The following is a 17,724-nucleotide window of genomic DNA, read 5'->3' on the forward strand; positions in this document are numbered from 1 at the left end:
CTATTCTAGAACATTTTTTGAAAAAAAATACAATTATGAAATACAACTCAAAACAGAGATCTTTTATAAGTAGCTTAGTTGCACTTTGTCTTTTTATAACGACTGGAGCTTTACGTGCGCAAGAGTTAAAGTACACTGATGGCAATAACAGTTGGAATCCAAGTTTACTAGGAAATCACCGTGCTGTAGTACAGTTTACAGGTAGCGGAACAGTTGCCAAAACAACAATCGACTGGAGAAGAAGAGACGAAAATCCAGAATTAAAACAGATTATAGTTCAGGATGCCAAAACAGGTAAAGACATTCTTAATGTGAAGCCTGAAAATATAAATAGAGAATCAGGAACTATTTTTTTTGAAGCTGTTTCCGGTAAAGGGACCTATTATGTGTATTATTTGCCATACATAGATGAAGGCCCTAATGTATATTATCCAAAAGGAGTTTACGTTAAAGCAAAAAATACGGCTGATGAAGCATGGTTGTCGAAAGTAAAAACCGATCTAAAAACTAATTGTAGTGTTTCGGAAATTCAAAGTATCAATGCTTTCAATAGTTTTTATCCTATGGAAGTAATTGCTACAGCTAAAGAAACGAAAAATTTAATTGCACAAAATCAAGGAAAAGCATTCTTGGTTTTCCCAGAAGATCGAATGAATTCTATCAGAATGCAAAAAGATTTACCAAAGCGTTGGATTGACAAAGGAGTTCAAAAAACTTTTACAGATACTGCGTTAAGAGGAGAATATTTGGCTTTTCAGTTGGGCGTTTATGCTTTGCAAGATTTAAGCAATGTAAAAGTTACGTTTTCAGATTTAAAAAATGCAGCAGGAAAAACAATTGCAGCAAAAAATATAAGCTGTATCAACACAGATGGAATAAAATATGACGGTTCCGTTTTTTCAAACACAGTAAATGTGTCAAAAGGGAGAGTACAAGCCCTATGGTGCGGAATTGACATTCCTGAAAGCACTGTGGCTGGAGATTATTTAGGTGAGATTTTGGTTAGTTCGGGTGGTGCCACCCAAGCAGTTTCTCTTCATTTGGTGGTTAATGGAGATGTTACTAACAATGGTGGCATTGACCACCCCGAGAAAATGACCCGATTAAAATGGTTGAATTCCACAATGGCACAGGAAAACACTGTAATTGCACCATATATACCATTAGAAGTAAAGGAATCGGAGATTTCATTATTAGGAAGAAAAGTGCTTTTGAGTAAAAATGGATTGCCAGCTCAAATTCAAACTTTTTTCACTCCTGAAATGACTTCAATTGGTGCCAAAGCCAATGATATATTAGCAGCTCCTGCACAATTTCATTTACTGGATAATACCGGAAAAGAAATTAATAATTGGAAAAATACTAGTTTCAAGTTCACTAAGAAAGAGGCTGGAACTGTAGCTTGGGAAAGCACCAACACAGATACAGCTGTTGAAATGCAGGTAAACGGAACCCTTGAATTTGATGGTTTTTTATCATACACCGTTAAAATTACGGCTCTTGAAGATGTTACTTTCAATGATATCAATTTTCAAATGCCTTTGCAGCCTACATCGGCTAAATATTTGATGGGATTAGGTCAAAAAGGTGGAGAACGCCCTGAATCGCTTAAATGGAAATGGGATGTGGCGAATAAAAATCAGGATGGTGCATGGGTTGGAAATGTGAATTCAGGATTGCAATTTTCCTTAAGAGATGAAAAATACAGCCGCCCTTTGAACACTAATTTCTATTTACAAAAACCATTAATCTTGCCGACTTCTTGGGGTAATGAAAACAGAGGGGGAATTGATATTGTTCCTAGCGGAAAAGCGGTTTTGGTTAACGCTTACAGCGGAAATCGAAGCATGAAAAAAGGCGATGTTTTGTATTATAATTTCAATTTGTTGATTACACCTTTTCATGCTATCAATACAGATTTTCAGTGGGATAGTAGATTTTATCACAGATATAATAATTTGGATACCATTGCAAAAACGGGAGCTACAATTGTGAATATACATCATGCAACCCCAATAAATCCATACATCAATTATCCTTTTATCGAGCATGAAAAAATGAAAAACTATATTGATGAGGCGCATAGTAAGGGATTAAAAGTTAAAATTTACAATACCATCAGAGAGCTTAGTAACAAAAGTTATGAAATACACGCGTTGCGCAGTTTGGGACATGAAATTTTTACTCCAGGTAAAGGAGGAGGGTTTAATTGGTTGCAAGAGCATATTGGCGAAGATTATATTGCAGCATGGTTTGTTCCCGAAATTAAGGATGCAGCGATTGTAAACAGCGGTATGAACCGTTGGCACAATTATTACGTTGAAGGAATGAATTGGCTGGTTCAAAATGTTGGTATAGATGGTGTTTATCTTGATGATGTTGCTTTTGACAGGGTTACGATGAAGCGTGTTAAAAGAGTATTGACTAAAGACGGACATCCTGGAATAATTGATTTGCACAGTGCCAACCAATTCAACAAAAGTGATGGATTTAATAACAGTGCCAATTTATACATGGAGCATTTTCCATATCTTAATAAACTGTGGTTTGGAGAATATTTCGATTATGAGAAAAATCAACCTGACTTTTTCTTGACCGAAGTAAGTGGAATCCCTTTTGGACTTATGGGTGAAATGTTGCAAGATGGAGGAAACGCTTGGCGTGGTATGATTTACGGTATGACGAACAGAATGCCTTGGAGCGAAAATGCAGATCCAAGACCAATCTGGAAAGTATGGAATGATTTTGGTATCAAAGGTTCAGAAATGATTGGATATTGGAGCGAAAATTGTCCAGTAAAAACTTCTAATACCAAGGTATTAGCAACAGTTTATAAAAAGAAAGGTTCAGCATTAATATCTATTGCAAGTTGGGCTGATGAGGATGTAAAAGTAAAACTGAATATTGACTGGAAAAAGTTAGGAATCGATCCTGCTAAGGCTACAATAACAATTCCTGAAGTAAAGAATTTTCAATCAGCACAGCAATTTTCTGCTAATTCGGAACTACTGGTTGCAAAAGGGAAAGGATTGTTATTGATTGTTAAACAATAATTTTTTTAAAGTCTTTTTAATTTGAATTCAATTGTTCTTTGTGGTTTGGTTACCTTATGTTTTAAAGCATAAAAATGAAAAGCAATGGGAAGGAATAAAAGACAAAATGTATGAAATCGCCATGATTCTAAAAACAAAGGAAGAGTGGCGATAACATATTGTTTAACCAGTAAGTTATGGCTCGAATTCGTTGAAAAATAATAAACATTTACCATGAAATTTAAATCAGTATTCATCCTTTTATCTTTTGTAAGTCAGTTTACTGTTGCTCAAAATAGCGCACCAACAATCAAAGTGTATAAAAAGGTTTTTACAACCTATCCTTTTTCGGATCCGGATCCTATCCCAAAACCAGACTCAAAAATCTATCCATATTATCGATTTGACGGCTTTACTGATAAGCCTGTGCAAAAAGAATGGAAAGTGATAGAGTTGGAGAACGATTATATTAAGCTAACGATATTGCCAGAAGTGGGAGGCAAGGTTTGGTCCGCCATCGAGAAGTCAACCGGAAAAGATTTTATTTACAACAATCACGTAATTAAATTTAGGGATATTGCTATGCGTGGACCTTGGACCAGCGGTGGTGTTGAAGGAAATTATGGTATTATTGGGCATACGCCAAATTGTGCCACACCGGTAGATTATATAACCATTACCAGAGAAGATGGTAGTGTAAGTTGTGTTATTGGAGTATTTGATTTGCTTACTCGAACTTCTTGGAAATTAGACATTAATTTGCCAAAAGATAAGGCATATTTTACCACCAATTCTTTTTGGTTTAACGATACTGCTTTTGAGCAACCCTATTATACTTGGATGAATACAGGTATTAAGGCAGCTGGGAATTTGCAATTCATTTATCCAGGCAAAAATTATCTTGGTCACGATGGTGAGTATAATTCATGGCCTATCAACAAGGAAAACGGAAAAGATCTTTCTTTTTACAATAATAACAATTTTGGAGGTTACAAATCATACCATGTGTTTGGGAAGTACAGTGATTTTTTTGGAGGATACTGGCATGATGAAGATTTTGGAATGGCCAGATATAGCAATCATGATGATAAACCCGGAAAAAAAATATGGATTTGGGGTTTGTCTCAACAAGGAATGATTTGGGAAAAATTATTGACAGACACAGACGGACAATATGTAGAAGTGCAAAGCGGCAGATTGTTCAATCAATCTAGTGAAAACAGCATGTACACACCTTTTAAACACCGCTCTTTTTCACCGTATCAGACGGATTCCTGGACAGAGTTTTGGTTTCCTGTCAAGCAAACCAAAGGTTTCGTAAAAGCAAATAATTATGGTTCTGTAAATGTAAAAAACGAGAGCGGATGGTTGAAAATTTATTTTTCGCCATTGCAAAAGTTAAACGAAAAACTGGTTGTGTTTGATAATGGCAAAGTGGTGTATTCGAAGGATATTTCGGTTAAACCAATGGAACTATTCAAAGACTCTATTCGCGTTTCTGTTAATGAAAATAAGTTAAAACTAACAATAGGGGAGAATAAACTGGTTTGGAATTCGGCACCAGAAGATGGAAACCTAAGTCGACCATTAGAAATTCCTAAAGATTTCGACAATAACTCGATATATGGCTTATACCTGCAGGGCAAAAATTGGATTAGTTTTAGGGATTATATAAAAGCAGAGGAGAAGTTAACGGAATGCTTGAAAAAAGACACCAATTATGCTCCGGCTTTGTCGGATATGGCGTCTTTGCAAATTAGAAAAGGGCAATATGCAGAGGCAGTTTTAACGGCCAGTACAGCTTTGGCAATTAATACCTATGATCCTGCAGCCAATTATTATTATGCGATGGCCAACTTATATTTAGGAAAAACAACTGATGCAAAAGATGGTTTTGATCTTGCCGCTTCGAGTGTTGAATTCCGCTCAGCTGCTTATACGGAATTAGCTAAACTTTACTTTTGTGAAAATGAACTAAACAAAGCCATTGAATACGCTGAGAAAAGTTTATTGAACAATCAGTACAATCTGGAAAGTTTGCAATTGTTGGCTGTTATATACCGCTTGCAAAATGATAGTTCAAAATCAAATGAAATACTTAATAGAATTAGCGCAGTTGATCCTTTGAATCATTTTGTTCGTTTTGAAAAATTTATCTCGGAAGGTTCTGAAGCCTCAAAGAAAAATTTCACTTCGATGATACAAAATGAAATGCCTGAACAAACCTATTTGGAATTGGGTATGTGGTATTATCGATTAAATCGAAAAGAAGAAGCATTAAAAGCTTTCTCGGTTGCTGTACCAAATGCAGAGTTAGCGTATTGGAAAGCATTTTTGGAGAATAAGCCTGTAGATTTGAGTCAAATCCAACCGGGAATCAGTTTTCCATTTCGTGCTGAAACTGCCAATATTTTAGAAAAATTGATTCCAACAAATGGTCAATGGCAATTAAAATATCATTTGGCACTAATTGAATGGAATAGAAATAATCTTGCTAAAGCAAAAGAACTGTTTCAGCAATGCGGCTATAAACCAATGGACCCTGCTTTTTATGCAGCAAGGGCAGCATTGATGAAAGAGAATCCAGAATTAGCTTTGATTGATCTTCAACAAGCCATTAAACTGAATAAACAAGGATGGAGATACTCTAAATTATTGGCGGAACATTTTATCGTGCAAAAGCAATATGACAAAGCATTGGCTGTTGTAGAACCTTTTTACAAAGGACATAAGGAGAATTACATCATTGGAATGTTATATGCAAAAACACTGTTGCTTACTAAAAAATATGCAGTTGCAGATGTATTCTTAACCCAACTGAAAATTCTGCCTTTTGAAGGAGCCACTATTGGTAGACAATTGTATCATGAAGCCAAACTAATGCAGGCGGTAACGGAAATGAAAAATAAGCAATACAAAAAAGCATTACAGTTTATCGCAGAGGCTAAGTTATGGCCTGAAAATTTGGGCGCGGGTAAACCGTATGACGAAAACATTGACGAAAGATTGGAAAACTGGTTGAATTATTTGTGTTACACAAGTCTTGGAGATAAGGCAACCGCTAACGAATGTTTGCAAAAAATCATTGCTTTCAGTCCAAAAGTGGATAATACCGTTATGAACTTTTTACCGGCCAATCAATTGGTTTCTGCATGGGCTATTGAAAAAACTTCTAATGCAAAAAAAGCGGAAGAATGGTTGCAGGCGCAAGCGAATATATATCCTTCCAATAAAATTATTCAGTGGTGTCTGCACACTTACATCAAAAAGCAATCTGCTGGTTTAACTGAGGATGAAAAAGATGGTGAAGTCAGAATTTTGGAAAAACTTTAAAAATAAGCTAGCGTAAAAAGTCTCATCATGACTAATGTAAAATAAGGATGATTGAATTAGATCAATGAATGATTTGGTGTAATTTTATCATGAAAATAACCATCATAAACAAAATAAAAATGAATAAGCTTTTTTTAAAATGTACAGTTTTTAGCTTCATCTCACTGGTATCATTAGAAATGAGTGCACAGAACGCAAATAAAAACAAAGACGAGCTCGCAGTTTATAGAGTTACTGCACAAAAGGTTAACGATCTCGTAAACACAAAACTTGAAGTGTCGTTTGATTATGGCAAGCGATATTTATACGGAAAAGAATGGCTTACTCTAACGCCTCATTTTTACGAAACGGATACCCTTACCTTGGATGCCAAGGGAATGGATTTTAAGGAAATTGCAATCATGGAAGGGACAAAAAAAGTTCCTTTAAAGTATACTTACGATACAGAGCAACTTTTTATCACTCTAAACAGAAAATATAAAAATACAGAGAAATACACGATTTACATTGATTATACAGCAAAACCAGATGAGTTAAAAGCAAAAGGAAGTGCTGCAATTACTAATGCAAAAGGACTGTATTTTATCAATCCAGACGGTAAAGAAGATAAGCCTATAGAAATATGGACACAAGGTGAAACAGAGGCATCATCTGCTTGGTTTCCTACTATTGATAAGCCAAATCAAAAAACAACATCGGAGATTTCGATGACTGTGGATGCTAAATACACAACCTTATCAAATGGAAAATTAGTTGCCCAAAAAGCCAACAAAAATGGAACTCGTACGGATACTTGGAAGATGGATGTCCCTAATGCTCCTTACTTGTTTATGATGGCTGTGGGAGATTTTAAAATATTTAAAGATTCCTATAATGGAAAAGAAGTTAGCTATTATTTGGAGCCAAAGTATGCGCCTTACGCCAAACAAATTTTTGGTAAAACACCGGATATGATGAATTTTTACAGTAAAATGTTGGGAGTTGAATATCCATGGGTTAAATACGCTCAGATTGTAGCCAGGGATTACGTTTCCGGCGCAATGGAAAATACATCGGCTACTTTGCATGGTGCTTATGTTCAAAAAACAGAAAGAGAATTGCTGGATGAAAATGAAGAAAGTACTATTGCACATGAACTTTTTCATCAGTGGTTTGGAGACTATGTGACTGCCGAATCTTGGTCTAATTTAACGATGAACGAATCTTTTGCAACTTTTGGAGAAGTCCTTTGGCATGGACATGATGCCGGACAAGATGCAGAAGACAGATCACGTTATGAAAAACTGCAAAATTATTTGGGTTCCAGCAAAAATGGAATGAGCCCTGTTTTGGCCCGTTTTCATTACAATGATAAAGAAGATATGTTCGACAATATTAGCTATTCAAAAGGTTCTATAATATTGTATGCTATAAAAAATCAAATGGGCGATGAAGCTTTCTTTAAATCATTAAATCGTTATTTGACAACTAATGCTTTTAAGAGTGGAGAAACACATCAGTTGCGTTTGGCAATGGAAGATGTGACCGGAATAGATTGGAGTCCGTATTTTAACCAATGGTATTATCAAGGTGGTAATCCGATTTTAGAAATTAAGTATGGTTATGCAAATGGGAAAGCGACTATTTCTGTAAAGCAAACGCAGGATAGTTCAGTACAATTGTTTAGCCTGCCTCTGAAAGTTGATTTTTATGTAAACGGAAGTAAAATAAGAAAGAATATTCTAATTGAAAATAGAGAGCAAATTTTCAGTTTTGATGTACCTGCCAAACCTGATTTTGTAGATATGGACGCCGATAAAATTTTGGTTGGCCAAATTATAGAAAACAAGAAGGCGGAAGATTATTTATACCAATATAAAAATGTTCCATCGTATTTCAACAGAATTGAAGCAATAAAATTTGCTGTAAAAGATAAAAGTCATACTGCTCAACTTATAGTATTGGCAGGTTTAGGTGATAAACAAGATGATTTAAGAACACTTAGTATTAAAGGATTGGATTTAAACGATAATCAAACTAAAGATGCTGCATTGAAAAGCTTACTGGATATAGCCAAAAATGATAAGAATACAGGAGTTAGAGCCGCAGCAATTTTGAAATTGGCATCTACAGGTGATATTGCTTATAAAGGTTTAATGAGTGAAAGTGTCAAAGAACAATCTTATAAAGTGATTGCTGCAGGGGTAGTAGGACTTAATAAATTTTCACCCGAAGAAGGAAATAAAGTTTTATCATCATTGGACGATGACACCCAAAAACACATTTCTCCATTGATGAAAAAAATTGAAAATCAAAAATAGTTTTCAAAATCCTAATCAAAATGAAATATTCAAAAGTTGTTTTTTCTTTCTTTTCTGCGATTCTTGTTAGTCTTGTATCGTCGGCCCAAAATTCAAAAATTGAATTATCATTACCTCTTGGAGGAAATGCATTCAGTTCTTTGCATCTTGAAGAAAATCCAACAATTACTAATAACGGAATAGAAAACTGGACTAATCCCAAAGAGTATTTTACAGCCTACTTCCGAATTTCAAAACCTGGAACATTTACAATTGCTACAGATGAATTGGTTGCTGTTTCTGGAAAATCAGTAGTTGAATTTATTATCAATAATGTGTCCAAAAGAGTTACATATGACGAAACAAAAAAACAGTCTCTAATTGTTGGAAATTGGAAAATCTCGGATACAGGTTATGTTGCCATAAAAATAAAAGGAATAAGAAAGACTGCAAATGCTTTTCCTTCTATTCCGACATTAACAATTAGGAGTACTGATTTCAATGGGAAAATTGCACTAGTTCCTAATAATGAAGGCAATTTTTATCATTGGGGCAGGCGCGGACCTTCGGTTCATTTAAATTACCAAGTGCCTGAAAATGTAAATGCCGAATGGTATTATAATGAAATTACTGTGCCAGTAGGTCAGGATATTGTTGGGTCTTATTATATGGCAAACGGTTTTGGAGAAGGCTATTTTGGAATTCAGGTTAATTCTGATAATGAACGTAGAATTCTGTTTTCTGTTTGGAGTCCTTTTGAAACTGATAATCCGGAAAGTATTCCAGACTCTCAAAAAATAAAGTTGTTAAAAAAAGGAAAAGAGGTAACGGCGGGAGAGTTTGGCAATGAAGGTTCTGGAGGACAAAGTTATTTGAGGTACAATTGGACTGCTGGTAATACTTATAAATTTTTATTACATGGTGCGCCGCAAAAAGATAATACGACTATTTATACGGCCTATTTCTTTGCTCCAGAATTGAATGAATGGCAGTTAATTGCGAGTTTTAATCGCCCGCAAACAAATACATATTTGAAACGATTTCATTCATTTTTAGAAAATTTTATTCCAGAGCAGGGGGATATATCACGCAAAGTATTGTTTGGTAATCAGTGGGTTTGTAATAATTTAGGAGATTGGATTGAAATAAACGCCGCAAAATTCACTTGCGATAACACAGGAAATAAAGGGTATCGTATGGATTATTCAGGAGGTTTGGATATGAAATCATTCTATTTGAAAAACGGAGGTTTCTTTAACAATTACACTAAGAAGCAAATTATTTTCACAAGACCTTTAACTAACAATAAACCAAACATTGATTTTAAAAATTTGCCTTAAAAGTTAAGTCATTGTCAAAATGATTTTGACCAAAAATATACAGATTTTGTATCTATTTTTTAAACTAATTAACATATAATGAAAACTACTTTTTTTAAAAACATTCTGATTACTTGTTGTCTATTGGGATGGATGGGGGCATCTGCCCAAATGATAAAGACTGACACACCAAAACGTGCCAAAGGACAAACGGATGTTTTGAGAATGGCTTGTACCCCAATACCAACTGTTCGTGTAGCATTCATAGGACTGGGTATGAGAGGTCCAGGAGCTGTTGAACGTATGACACATATTCCGGGAGTTGAAATTGTTGCGCTTTGTGATATGTTGGAAGACCGAACAAAATCGGCGAATAAGATCCTTGTGAAAGCAGGGTTTCCAAAAGCTAAAGAATTTTTTGGAGAAAACGCTTGGAGACAGGTAACGGCACTTCCAAATGTGGATCTTGTATATGTAGCTACCGACTGGAAGCATCATGCCCAAATTGGAGTACAAGCGATGAAAGATGGAAAACACGTGGCCATAGAAGTACCTTCTGCAATGACAATGGATGAAATATGGGAACTAATCAATACTTCTGAAAAAACAAGAAAACACTGTATGCAATTGGAAAACTGTGTTTATGATTTCTTTGAATTGACCACTTTGAATATGGCTCAGAAAGGATTGTTTGGGGAAATTCTTCATGCCGAAGGTGCTTATATTCATAATCTTGAACCGTATTGGATGGATTACTGGAATAATTGGCGTTTAGACTATAACATAAAACATCGTGGAGATATTTATGCAACTCATGGAATGGGGCCTGCTTGTCTGGCATTGAACATTCACCGTGGGGATAAGATGAATTATTTGGTTTCTATGGATACTAAAACTGTGGGAATTCCAACTTTTATCAAAGAGAAAAAAGGTGAGGATTTGAAAGATTTTAGAAATGGGGATCACACTATGACGATGATTCGTACGGAGAACGGAAAAACAATTCAGATTCAGCATGATGTGGCTAATCCTCGTCCATATACTCGTATGTATCAATTAACAGGGACAAAAGGATTTGCCAATAAATATCCAGTTGAAGGATATGCTTTGGGATCTAAAGCTGTTGGTGCTGACATCACTCCAGATTATCAAAAATTGGATGCGGAGGAGTATGTGTCTGAAGAGGTGAAAAAAGCATTAATGATTAAATATAAACATCCTATTGTAAAAGGAATTGAAGAAAAAGCCAAACAAATTGGAGGTCACGGAGGTATGGATTTCATAATGGATTATCGTTTGATTCATTGCCTTCAAAACGGACTGCCATTGGATATGGATGTCTATGATTTGGCCGAATGGTCTTGTCTTGGTCCATTGACCGAAATCTCCCTTGACAATGGTTCGGCTCCTGTCCAAATCCCTGATTTTACTCGTGGCGGATGGAACAAATTGAAAACAGTGGAGTTTTCGGAGTAAAAAATTGAATTATTACCGTTTGTGTATCCTGAATTTGATTCATGAAAAATTATATCAAAACCGTATAGGTTGATACTCTATAAGACGGCCTGACTTTCTGGCTACAATTTGCCAAAGGTTGAGTCGTCTGGAACGGAAGGACGCGGCCGAAGACATAAGGTAATATATCCACTTCAGATAAAAAGTATTGTTATAATTATCTTTGAGTTCATCCCACGAATTTATAAAATTGTTATGCCAAGCCTTAAGAGTATGATCATAGTGGATGCCAATATTGTGAAGATCCTCGATAACTAGCTGGTTTTCCATTGCTTTCCCTATTTGTGCCATTGAAGGTATTAGGCCATTTGGGAAAATATATTTATTGATCCATCTATCTAAAGTCAGATTGGTTTCATTTCCCCCGATAAAATGAAGCAGGCATATTCCGTTATCTGTCAAGCTTCTATTAAGGGTTTGCATGAACTTATTGTAGTTTTTATAACCTACATGTTCAAGCATTCCTATAGAAACTATGCGATCAAACTGTTCATCAATATCTCTGTAATCCTGAAAGCGGATCTCAACATTCAATCCGCTGCAACGTTTTTTTGCAATCTCCTGCTGTGCTTTTGATAAGGTAATTCCAACGACATTGACTTTGTAATTTTTAGCGGCATAATATGCAAATCCTCCCCATCCACAGCCAATATCAAGTACTTTCTGGCCTGGGCTAAGATGTAGTTTTTCGCAAATCAGTTTTAATTTCTGCTCTTGTGCTTCAGCCAATGTTGTGGCATTTTTCCAATAGCCACAGGAATACATCATTAACGGATCAAGCATTTTACTATATAATTCATTACCAATGTCGTAGTGGCTCATAATTGCGTTTTGGCTTTTTGATTTGGTTTGAAGATTAAATAGTTTTGCCTTTAAGAGATGTAATTTAGTTCTGAAATTTCCTAAAAATCCCTTTTCGATCTGTTTCAAAAAAAGTTTGCAAAAAAATTCATCAAGGGCATCACATTCCTACCAGCCTTCCATATAGCTTTCGCCTAATCCAATTGATCCATCACGCAATACTCGTGTATAAAATTTTTGGTTTTTTATGCGAATGTCACATGGTTCTTTTCCATCTATGGTAATCCCTGCTTCTGATAATAATCGTTCTATTGATATTTTATCCATACTCATATCTTCAAAATTTACGTAATTACAAAGTTCCTTTTTCTAACAGGACAATATTACAAACCAATTAAAAAATCAATCGAATAATTGGGCATAATTATAAATGCTAGATTCTATAGTAGGCTCTAGTAGGCTCTGTTTTTATGTTTGGGTATGGCTATTATATTTTATAGTGTAATTCAAAAAAGTATAATTTTATTACAAATGTTTCTTCGGAAATCTCCGCATCAAATTTTTTGTAATTAAAATTCATAATGGAATGAATTAAAAAAAATGCCTAATAAAAGTACAAAAAAATAGGCAATTATTTACTTCAATAGACTAGACAAATAAGTGGATTAGTGGATAGCCTGAAAAAAAATAAAGTAAAGTCCATCATTAGTATTCAAATCATCTTTTAAAGAATCTTCAAATCTTTTATAATTAATTTAACCCTTGATTGGAATATTTATTATTATTTTTATTGCTATGTAATGTGAAGATTTTAAATGTATTACATAAATATAAAATTAAAAAAGGAAGATGTAAAAGTGATAAAAACAACAAGTGTGGAGAACTTTAGTGCAGCACTTTTAGATATGAAACTGTCCCCAAAAAGATGGAGAAAAAAGGCATATCGAGCTTGGGGGTTGAAGATAAATTTGGATAAAAAATAGAACCTAACATGAAAATCTTACTCTTATTAGTTATGACAACTGTACTTAATAAACCGCTCATTATTAAAAGCCCCGCTTTTTCAAACAACGAGTGGATTCCTGTAAAATACACCTGCGTTGGCTCCAATATCAATCCGGCTCTTGCCATAACAGATATTCCAAATGACACAAAATCTTTAGCGATTATAGTTGATGATCCTGATGCTCCTAATGGCACATTTGTACATTGGGTTATGTGGAATGTCCCTGTAATTTCCATGATTGATGAAAATAGCGCTCCCGGAATACAAGGAAAAAACGGAAAAGGTGAAAACAAATATTTTGGACCTTGCCCGCCTACTGGCACACACCATTACAATTTCAAGGTATATGCACTTGATGCCAAATTGATTTTGCCGTTAGGAGCCAATAAAAATGTTCTGCTTAAAGCAATGGACGGGCATATTCTTGCCTCGGGTAGTCTAATTGGCCTCTTTAAAAAATAATTTAAATCTAAATAGTATGCCGTGGACAAAAACGGATTATCCTAATTCGATGAAGAACCTTCCTGCAGCGGTGCGAAATAAAGCCATCGAAATTGCAAATGCTTTACTTGAAGAAAGGAATATGGATGAAGGAATTTTAATAGCGACAGCTATCAGCAAAGCCAAAAAGTGGGCGGTAAAGCATGGTCTAAATGTGGATAGTCTTGAAAAATAAAGGATTACCAATGTAAAAAGGCATGGTCTGGTTCGTATTATAATTCCTTTTTATAAAGATGGGAATAAAAACAGAAGGAAAAGAAAACATTGAAATGTTGATTCCATATTAATTCAGTAATATCCAAAAAAAAAGAGAATGAGTCAAGTAAAATCAAAAGATATTCCCAGAAATGTTGATCAATTACAACAGGCTTCACATAAGTTAGATACAGATGCTGATCTTGATGTGCTTTTAGATGAAATTGGCGATTCGCGTTTTGTTTTATTGGGAGAAGCAAGCCATGGGACACATGAATATTACACTTGGCGTACTCGCATCAGTAAGCGGCTTATTAAAGAAAAGAATTTTTCGATGATAGCAGTGGAAGGAGATTGGCCAGATTGCTATCGACTAAATCGTTATGTTAAGGGCTATGAGAACTCGGGCGAGAATGCAAAAGAAGTTTTAAAAGAGTTTAATCGTTGGCCCACGTGGATGTGGGCGAACTGGGAAACAGTTGCATTGACTGAATGGATGCATAAATACAATAAGAAACTGCCCCCGAATAAGAAAGTAGGATTCTATGGACTAGATGTTTATAGCTTATGGGAATCTATGGAAGCGATACTCATCTATCTTCATAAAAAAGATCCTATTGCGTTTCGCTCAGTACAGAAAGCGATGGATTGCTTTGAACCTTTCAATATTAAAGAAGGGTTTTCTTATGCTGAACGAAGCTACGGCATCCCTTTTTCGTGCAAACGGGAAGTCCAAGATCTTTTGGTAAATATTAGGAACCGTATGCCTTTTTTTGATACAGATCATGAAGCAGTATTTAATGCAGAACAGAATGCCTTTGTGGCATTAAATGCAGAACGGTATTATCATGCTATGCTGAGTGGAGGAGAATTCACATGGAATATTCGTGATCATCATATGTCCGATACGGTAAACCGACTAATGAACTTTCACGGCTCGGATTCCAAAATAATTATTTGGGAGCACAATACGCATATAGGTGATGCAAGGGCAACAAATATGAAACATTCCGGGTTGATTAATATTGGTCAATTGATACAGGAAGAACACAATAAGGAGGGCGTAATGCGAATCGGTTTCGGCTCTTATCAAGGAACTGTAATCGCAGGATACAATTGGGGGGCAGAAATGAAAAAAATGCAGGTACCAAAAGCGAAACAAGACAGCTGGGAATACTTATTGCATGAAGCTGGTCCTTATGACAAATTGATTTTTTCGAAGGATATTGAAAATTTCAATTACCCTATTGGGCACCGTGCCATAGGAGTGGTTTATGACCCTGGTTATGAATATGGAAATTATGTCCCGAGTATTATTCCCGAGCGTTACGAAGCATTTATCTACCTTGATACAACAAAGGCTCTTAATTCCTTGCATATAAAGCCAGACGGTTTACAAATGCCGGAGACATATCCTTGGGGTGTCTGAAATTATTACAGTTCAGAAATTTTATCAGGTTTATTATATTCATTCAGAATCAACAATGCAGCAACAGAAAACTCGATGTCACGGAATTGTATTCCATGACTGTCAATGAGAAATGACCTATCTATTAAAATGAGAATATTTTTTTTATTGCAATTACTTGAATACTGTGTTTTCGATTTATTACGGCAAAATGTAGTAAAACGACTTACGGAATAGATGCAAAGTTTTCTACTTCAATAGTAATTCAAAAAGAAAGTCAGTATCAAATTATTTAATTCACATCCATTTCGACAGAAAATCAATCAATTCTTCTCTCAAATCTTTAAATAGTTTTTCAAAAATTGCTATACTTTCCCTGTGTTTTTTATGGTCTAAAAAAATTTCATTATAGATACCTTTATCATTATCAATCACTGCTGCATTAAGATACGATTCGTGACTTTTAATATCATGGCTTAGGATGTCAATCTGTTCTTTTTGAATAATCAGCTGATTATTAAAATGATCAGTCAAGGATTGTACCTCTTTTGAAGTGTTCTTTCTTGCCACTTCCAAAATTCGGTTATCCATAATTTTAAGTTCATCTTTGTAGAACAAAAGTTTGTTTAACCAAGTTTTATGCTCTTCGTGTAATTCAGAAATTGTTTTTTTGGCTTCCATTTTAGTCTTTTTTTGAATAGTTTGAGATTGACTGAATCGGTATTATTTATTATTTTAGGAGAAATTGCGAAAGACAAAATATTAAGCGAAATTTATTTCAAAATATTAAAGCTCGAATAAATCCTTCGGAATGGCATGAAAACCAACTGATTTGACCGTGTTTTCAATATCGGCTACGGAAACCATTTTATTTGTGTGTACCGTCAATTCTCTGGGGAAAATTTCTGTATTCAATAACACATCTGCTATCCCGTCTAATTCCAATAGACTGGCTTTGATTTTCATTAAATCAGCATCTTTCACGGCATTTGTTCCAAAAATTTTACCATAATTTCCTGGAATTACATTATTTGTTAGAACGCTCATTTTTTTTATTTTTAAAGATTAGCAATATAGTTTGGATGTAATTTATATAAATGGCTTAAGTTGTTTAAAGTTAGTGATTTATGTTTTATAAATAAAAAAAATAGAGCAGAAATATCACTTGTTGAATTTTAGAATGAATACTTATTTGTACAAAATTTTAATAAATAGAAAAAGTGGATAGCACATGGATAATGTCTACTACGTTCTGATTTTTTTAAATTGAAATATCACCAAAAGTGGGTATTGCGATGGTCAATTAAAAAGATTAATTTACATCAAATCCTAATGCTATAAGTAAGACTCTTTTTACGAAGACCTTTCAAAAATGAAGCTAAAGAAAAGCGCCGGAATACTTTTGTATAAAAAGGTTAGTAATCAATTGTTTGTCTTGCTAGTACATCCCGGTGGTCCTTTCTGGAAAAATAAAGACAGGGGACATTGGTCAATACCAAAAGGGGAATTTAATGATGAAGAAGATGCATTTGATGCGGCAATCAGAGAATTTGAGGAAGAAACTGGAATGCGATTAGAAGGAAGCTTCATTGAACTTTCTCCTATAAAATTAAAATCCGGTCAAATAGTTTATGCATGGGCTCTGGAAAAGGATATCGATACAAATTCAATATCGACTAATACTTTTGAAATGAAATGGCCCCCAAAGTCTGGGATATTACAAATTTTTCCCGAAACTGACAAAGGGCAATGGTTTGCAGTGGATGAAGCATTAGAGAAAATCAACAAGGAAATGGGAGATTTTATTTTACAACTACTTGGAAAGATAGAATTTGATAATTAATTAGACTAAAAGACCCAATTGAAAAGCAAATTTGTAAGTGAATTTATAAGCTCTTTTAAAATGAATAAAAAATTTATTATTGTTGATGATGATTCCGTTAACAACCTTATATGCCGAAAAGTTATCAACCTCGTTTTTCCTGAAGCGGAGGTGTTAGCATTTACCAATCCGGAAAAAGCGCTTTTATATATCAAGTCCAATTATGCCGATTCCTTTGGAAAGAAAACGATACTACTTCTGGATATTAACATGCCTATTCTTTCAGGCTGGGATTTCCTAAAAGAATTTGAGGGTTTTGATGCTCGTATAAAAGAGGAACTAAAAATTTATATGCTTTCGTCTTCCACTGATCAGCTTGATAAAGATCGTGCAAATGAAAACAAAAATGTCTGCGGCTACATTGAAAAGCCATTAAACAAGGATATTATTACGAAGATGTTACTTTAGATTTCTAATGTATAGCTGCAAAATTCAAACGGAGTATCATGAATA

The 17,724-nt window shown here is 34.8% G+C and carries 13 protein-coding genes and 1 pseudogene; 10 read left to right on the forward strand and 4 right to left on the reverse strand.

Annotated elements, in window-relative coordinates; genetic code table 11:
* The first annotated feature begins 35 nt into the window (after positions 1-35).
* The 5 genes from DOS84_RS10225 to DOS84_RS10250 all read left to right on the forward strand — a co-directional run bounded on the left by DOS84_RS10225 (position 36) and on the right by DOS84_RS10250 (position 11,439).
* Positions 36-3,053, forward strand: a complete 3,018-nt coding sequence (locus tag DOS84_RS10225; protein ID WP_243636360.1) for a glycoside hydrolase domain-containing protein — start codon at positions 36-38, stop codon at positions 3,051-3,053.
* Between the two features lie 213 nt (positions 3,054-3,266).
* A complete protein-coding gene (locus DOS84_RS10235) occupies positions 3,267-6,365 on the forward strand; it encodes a DUF5107 domain-containing protein (protein WP_111410036.1) in 3,099 nt (1,032 codons plus the stop codon).
* 119 nt (positions 6,366-6,484) lie between these two features.
* Positions 6,485-8,665: a M1 family metallopeptidase gene (locus DOS84_RS10240; protein WP_111410275.1), complete on the forward strand. Its 2,181-nt coding sequence runs from the start codon at positions 6,485-6,487 to the stop codon at positions 8,663-8,665.
* A 20-nt stretch (positions 8,666-8,685) separates the two neighbouring features.
* Positions 8,686-9,984 (forward strand): DUF3472 domain-containing protein, encoded by a 1,299-nt coding sequence (locus DOS84_RS10245; RefSeq protein WP_111410037.1) that lies wholly within the window; start codon positions 8,686-8,688, stop codon positions 9,982-9,984.
* A gap of 132 nt (positions 9,985-10,116) precedes the next feature.
* Positions 10,117-11,439: a Gfo/Idh/MocA family protein gene (locus DOS84_RS10250; RefSeq protein WP_243636371.1), complete on the forward strand. Its 1,323-nt coding sequence runs from the start codon at positions 10,117-10,119 to the stop codon at positions 11,437-11,439.
* Positions 11,440-11,493: 54 nt separating this feature from the next.
* Here DOS84_RS10250 and cfa read toward each other — a convergent pair.
* Together cfa and DOS84_RS19225 are read right to left on the reverse strand one after the other, a co-directional pair.
* Positions 11,494-12,435 (reverse strand): annotated as a pseudogene (gene cfa, locus DOS84_RS10255) (cyclopropane fatty acyl phospholipid synthase); the annotation flags it as partial.
* Positions 12,436-12,447: 12 nt separating this feature from the next.
* A complete protein-coding gene (locus DOS84_RS19225; RefSeq protein WP_207802046.1) occupies positions 12,448-12,612 on the reverse strand; it encodes a hypothetical protein in 165 nt (54 codons plus the stop codon).
* A gap of 658 nt (positions 12,613-13,270) precedes the next feature.
* On the opposite strand from DOS84_RS19225, the gene DOS84_RS10260 reads away from it, so the two are divergent.
* From DOS84_RS10260 to DOS84_RS10270, 3 genes are all read left to right on the forward strand, one after another.
* On the forward strand, positions 13,271-13,747 hold the full coding sequence (locus DOS84_RS10260; RefSeq protein WP_243636361.1) for a YbhB/YbcL family Raf kinase inhibitor-like protein: 477 nt from the start codon (positions 13,271-13,273) through the stop codon (positions 13,745-13,747).
* Between the two features lie 16 nt (positions 13,748-13,763).
* Positions 13,764-13,961: a DUF2188 domain-containing protein gene (locus DOS84_RS10265; protein ID WP_111410039.1), complete on the forward strand. Its 198-nt coding sequence runs from the start codon at positions 13,764-13,766 to the stop codon at positions 13,959-13,961.
* Between the two features lie 138 nt (positions 13,962-14,099).
* Complete coding sequence (locus tag DOS84_RS10270; RefSeq protein WP_111410040.1) at positions 14,100-15,410, forward strand: erythromycin esterase family protein; 1,311 nt, start codon at positions 14,100-14,102, stop codon at positions 15,408-15,410.
* A 276-nt stretch (positions 15,411-15,686) separates the two neighbouring features.
* Here the strand turns inward: DOS84_RS10270 and DOS84_RS10275 are convergent, their stop codons facing one another.
* Together DOS84_RS10275 and DOS84_RS10280 are read right to left on the reverse strand one after the other, a co-directional pair.
* Positions 15,687-16,070 carry a hypothetical protein gene (locus tag DOS84_RS10275; protein ID WP_111410041.1) on the reverse strand — a complete coding sequence of 128 codons (384 nt, stop codon included), beginning with the start codon at positions 16,068-16,070 and terminating at the stop codon, positions 15,687-15,689.
* Positions 16,071-16,175: 105 nt separating this feature from the next.
* Positions 16,176-16,436: a heavy-metal-associated domain-containing protein gene (locus DOS84_RS10280; protein WP_111410042.1), complete on the reverse strand. Its 261-nt coding sequence runs from the start codon at positions 16,434-16,436 to the stop codon at positions 16,176-16,178.
* Between the two features lie 325 nt (positions 16,437-16,761).
* Here DOS84_RS10280 and DOS84_RS10285 point away from each other — a divergent pair, with 325 nt between their 5' ends.
* A complete protein-coding gene (locus DOS84_RS10285; RefSeq protein WP_111410043.1) occupies positions 16,762-17,232 on the forward strand; it encodes an NUDIX hydrolase in 471 nt (156 codons plus the stop codon).
* 18 nt (positions 17,233-17,250) lie between these two features.
* Entirely contained in the window at positions 17,251-17,679 is a 429-nt protein-coding gene (locus DOS84_RS10290) for a response regulator (protein ID WP_124020631.1), read from the forward strand.
* Positions 17,680-17,724 lie beyond the last annotated feature (45 nt).

The organism is Flavobacterium aquariorum (assembly GCF_003254745.1).
GTDB classification, from domain to species: domain Bacteria; phylum Bacteroidota; class Bacteroidia; order Flavobacteriales; family Flavobacteriaceae; genus Flavobacterium; species Flavobacterium aquariorum.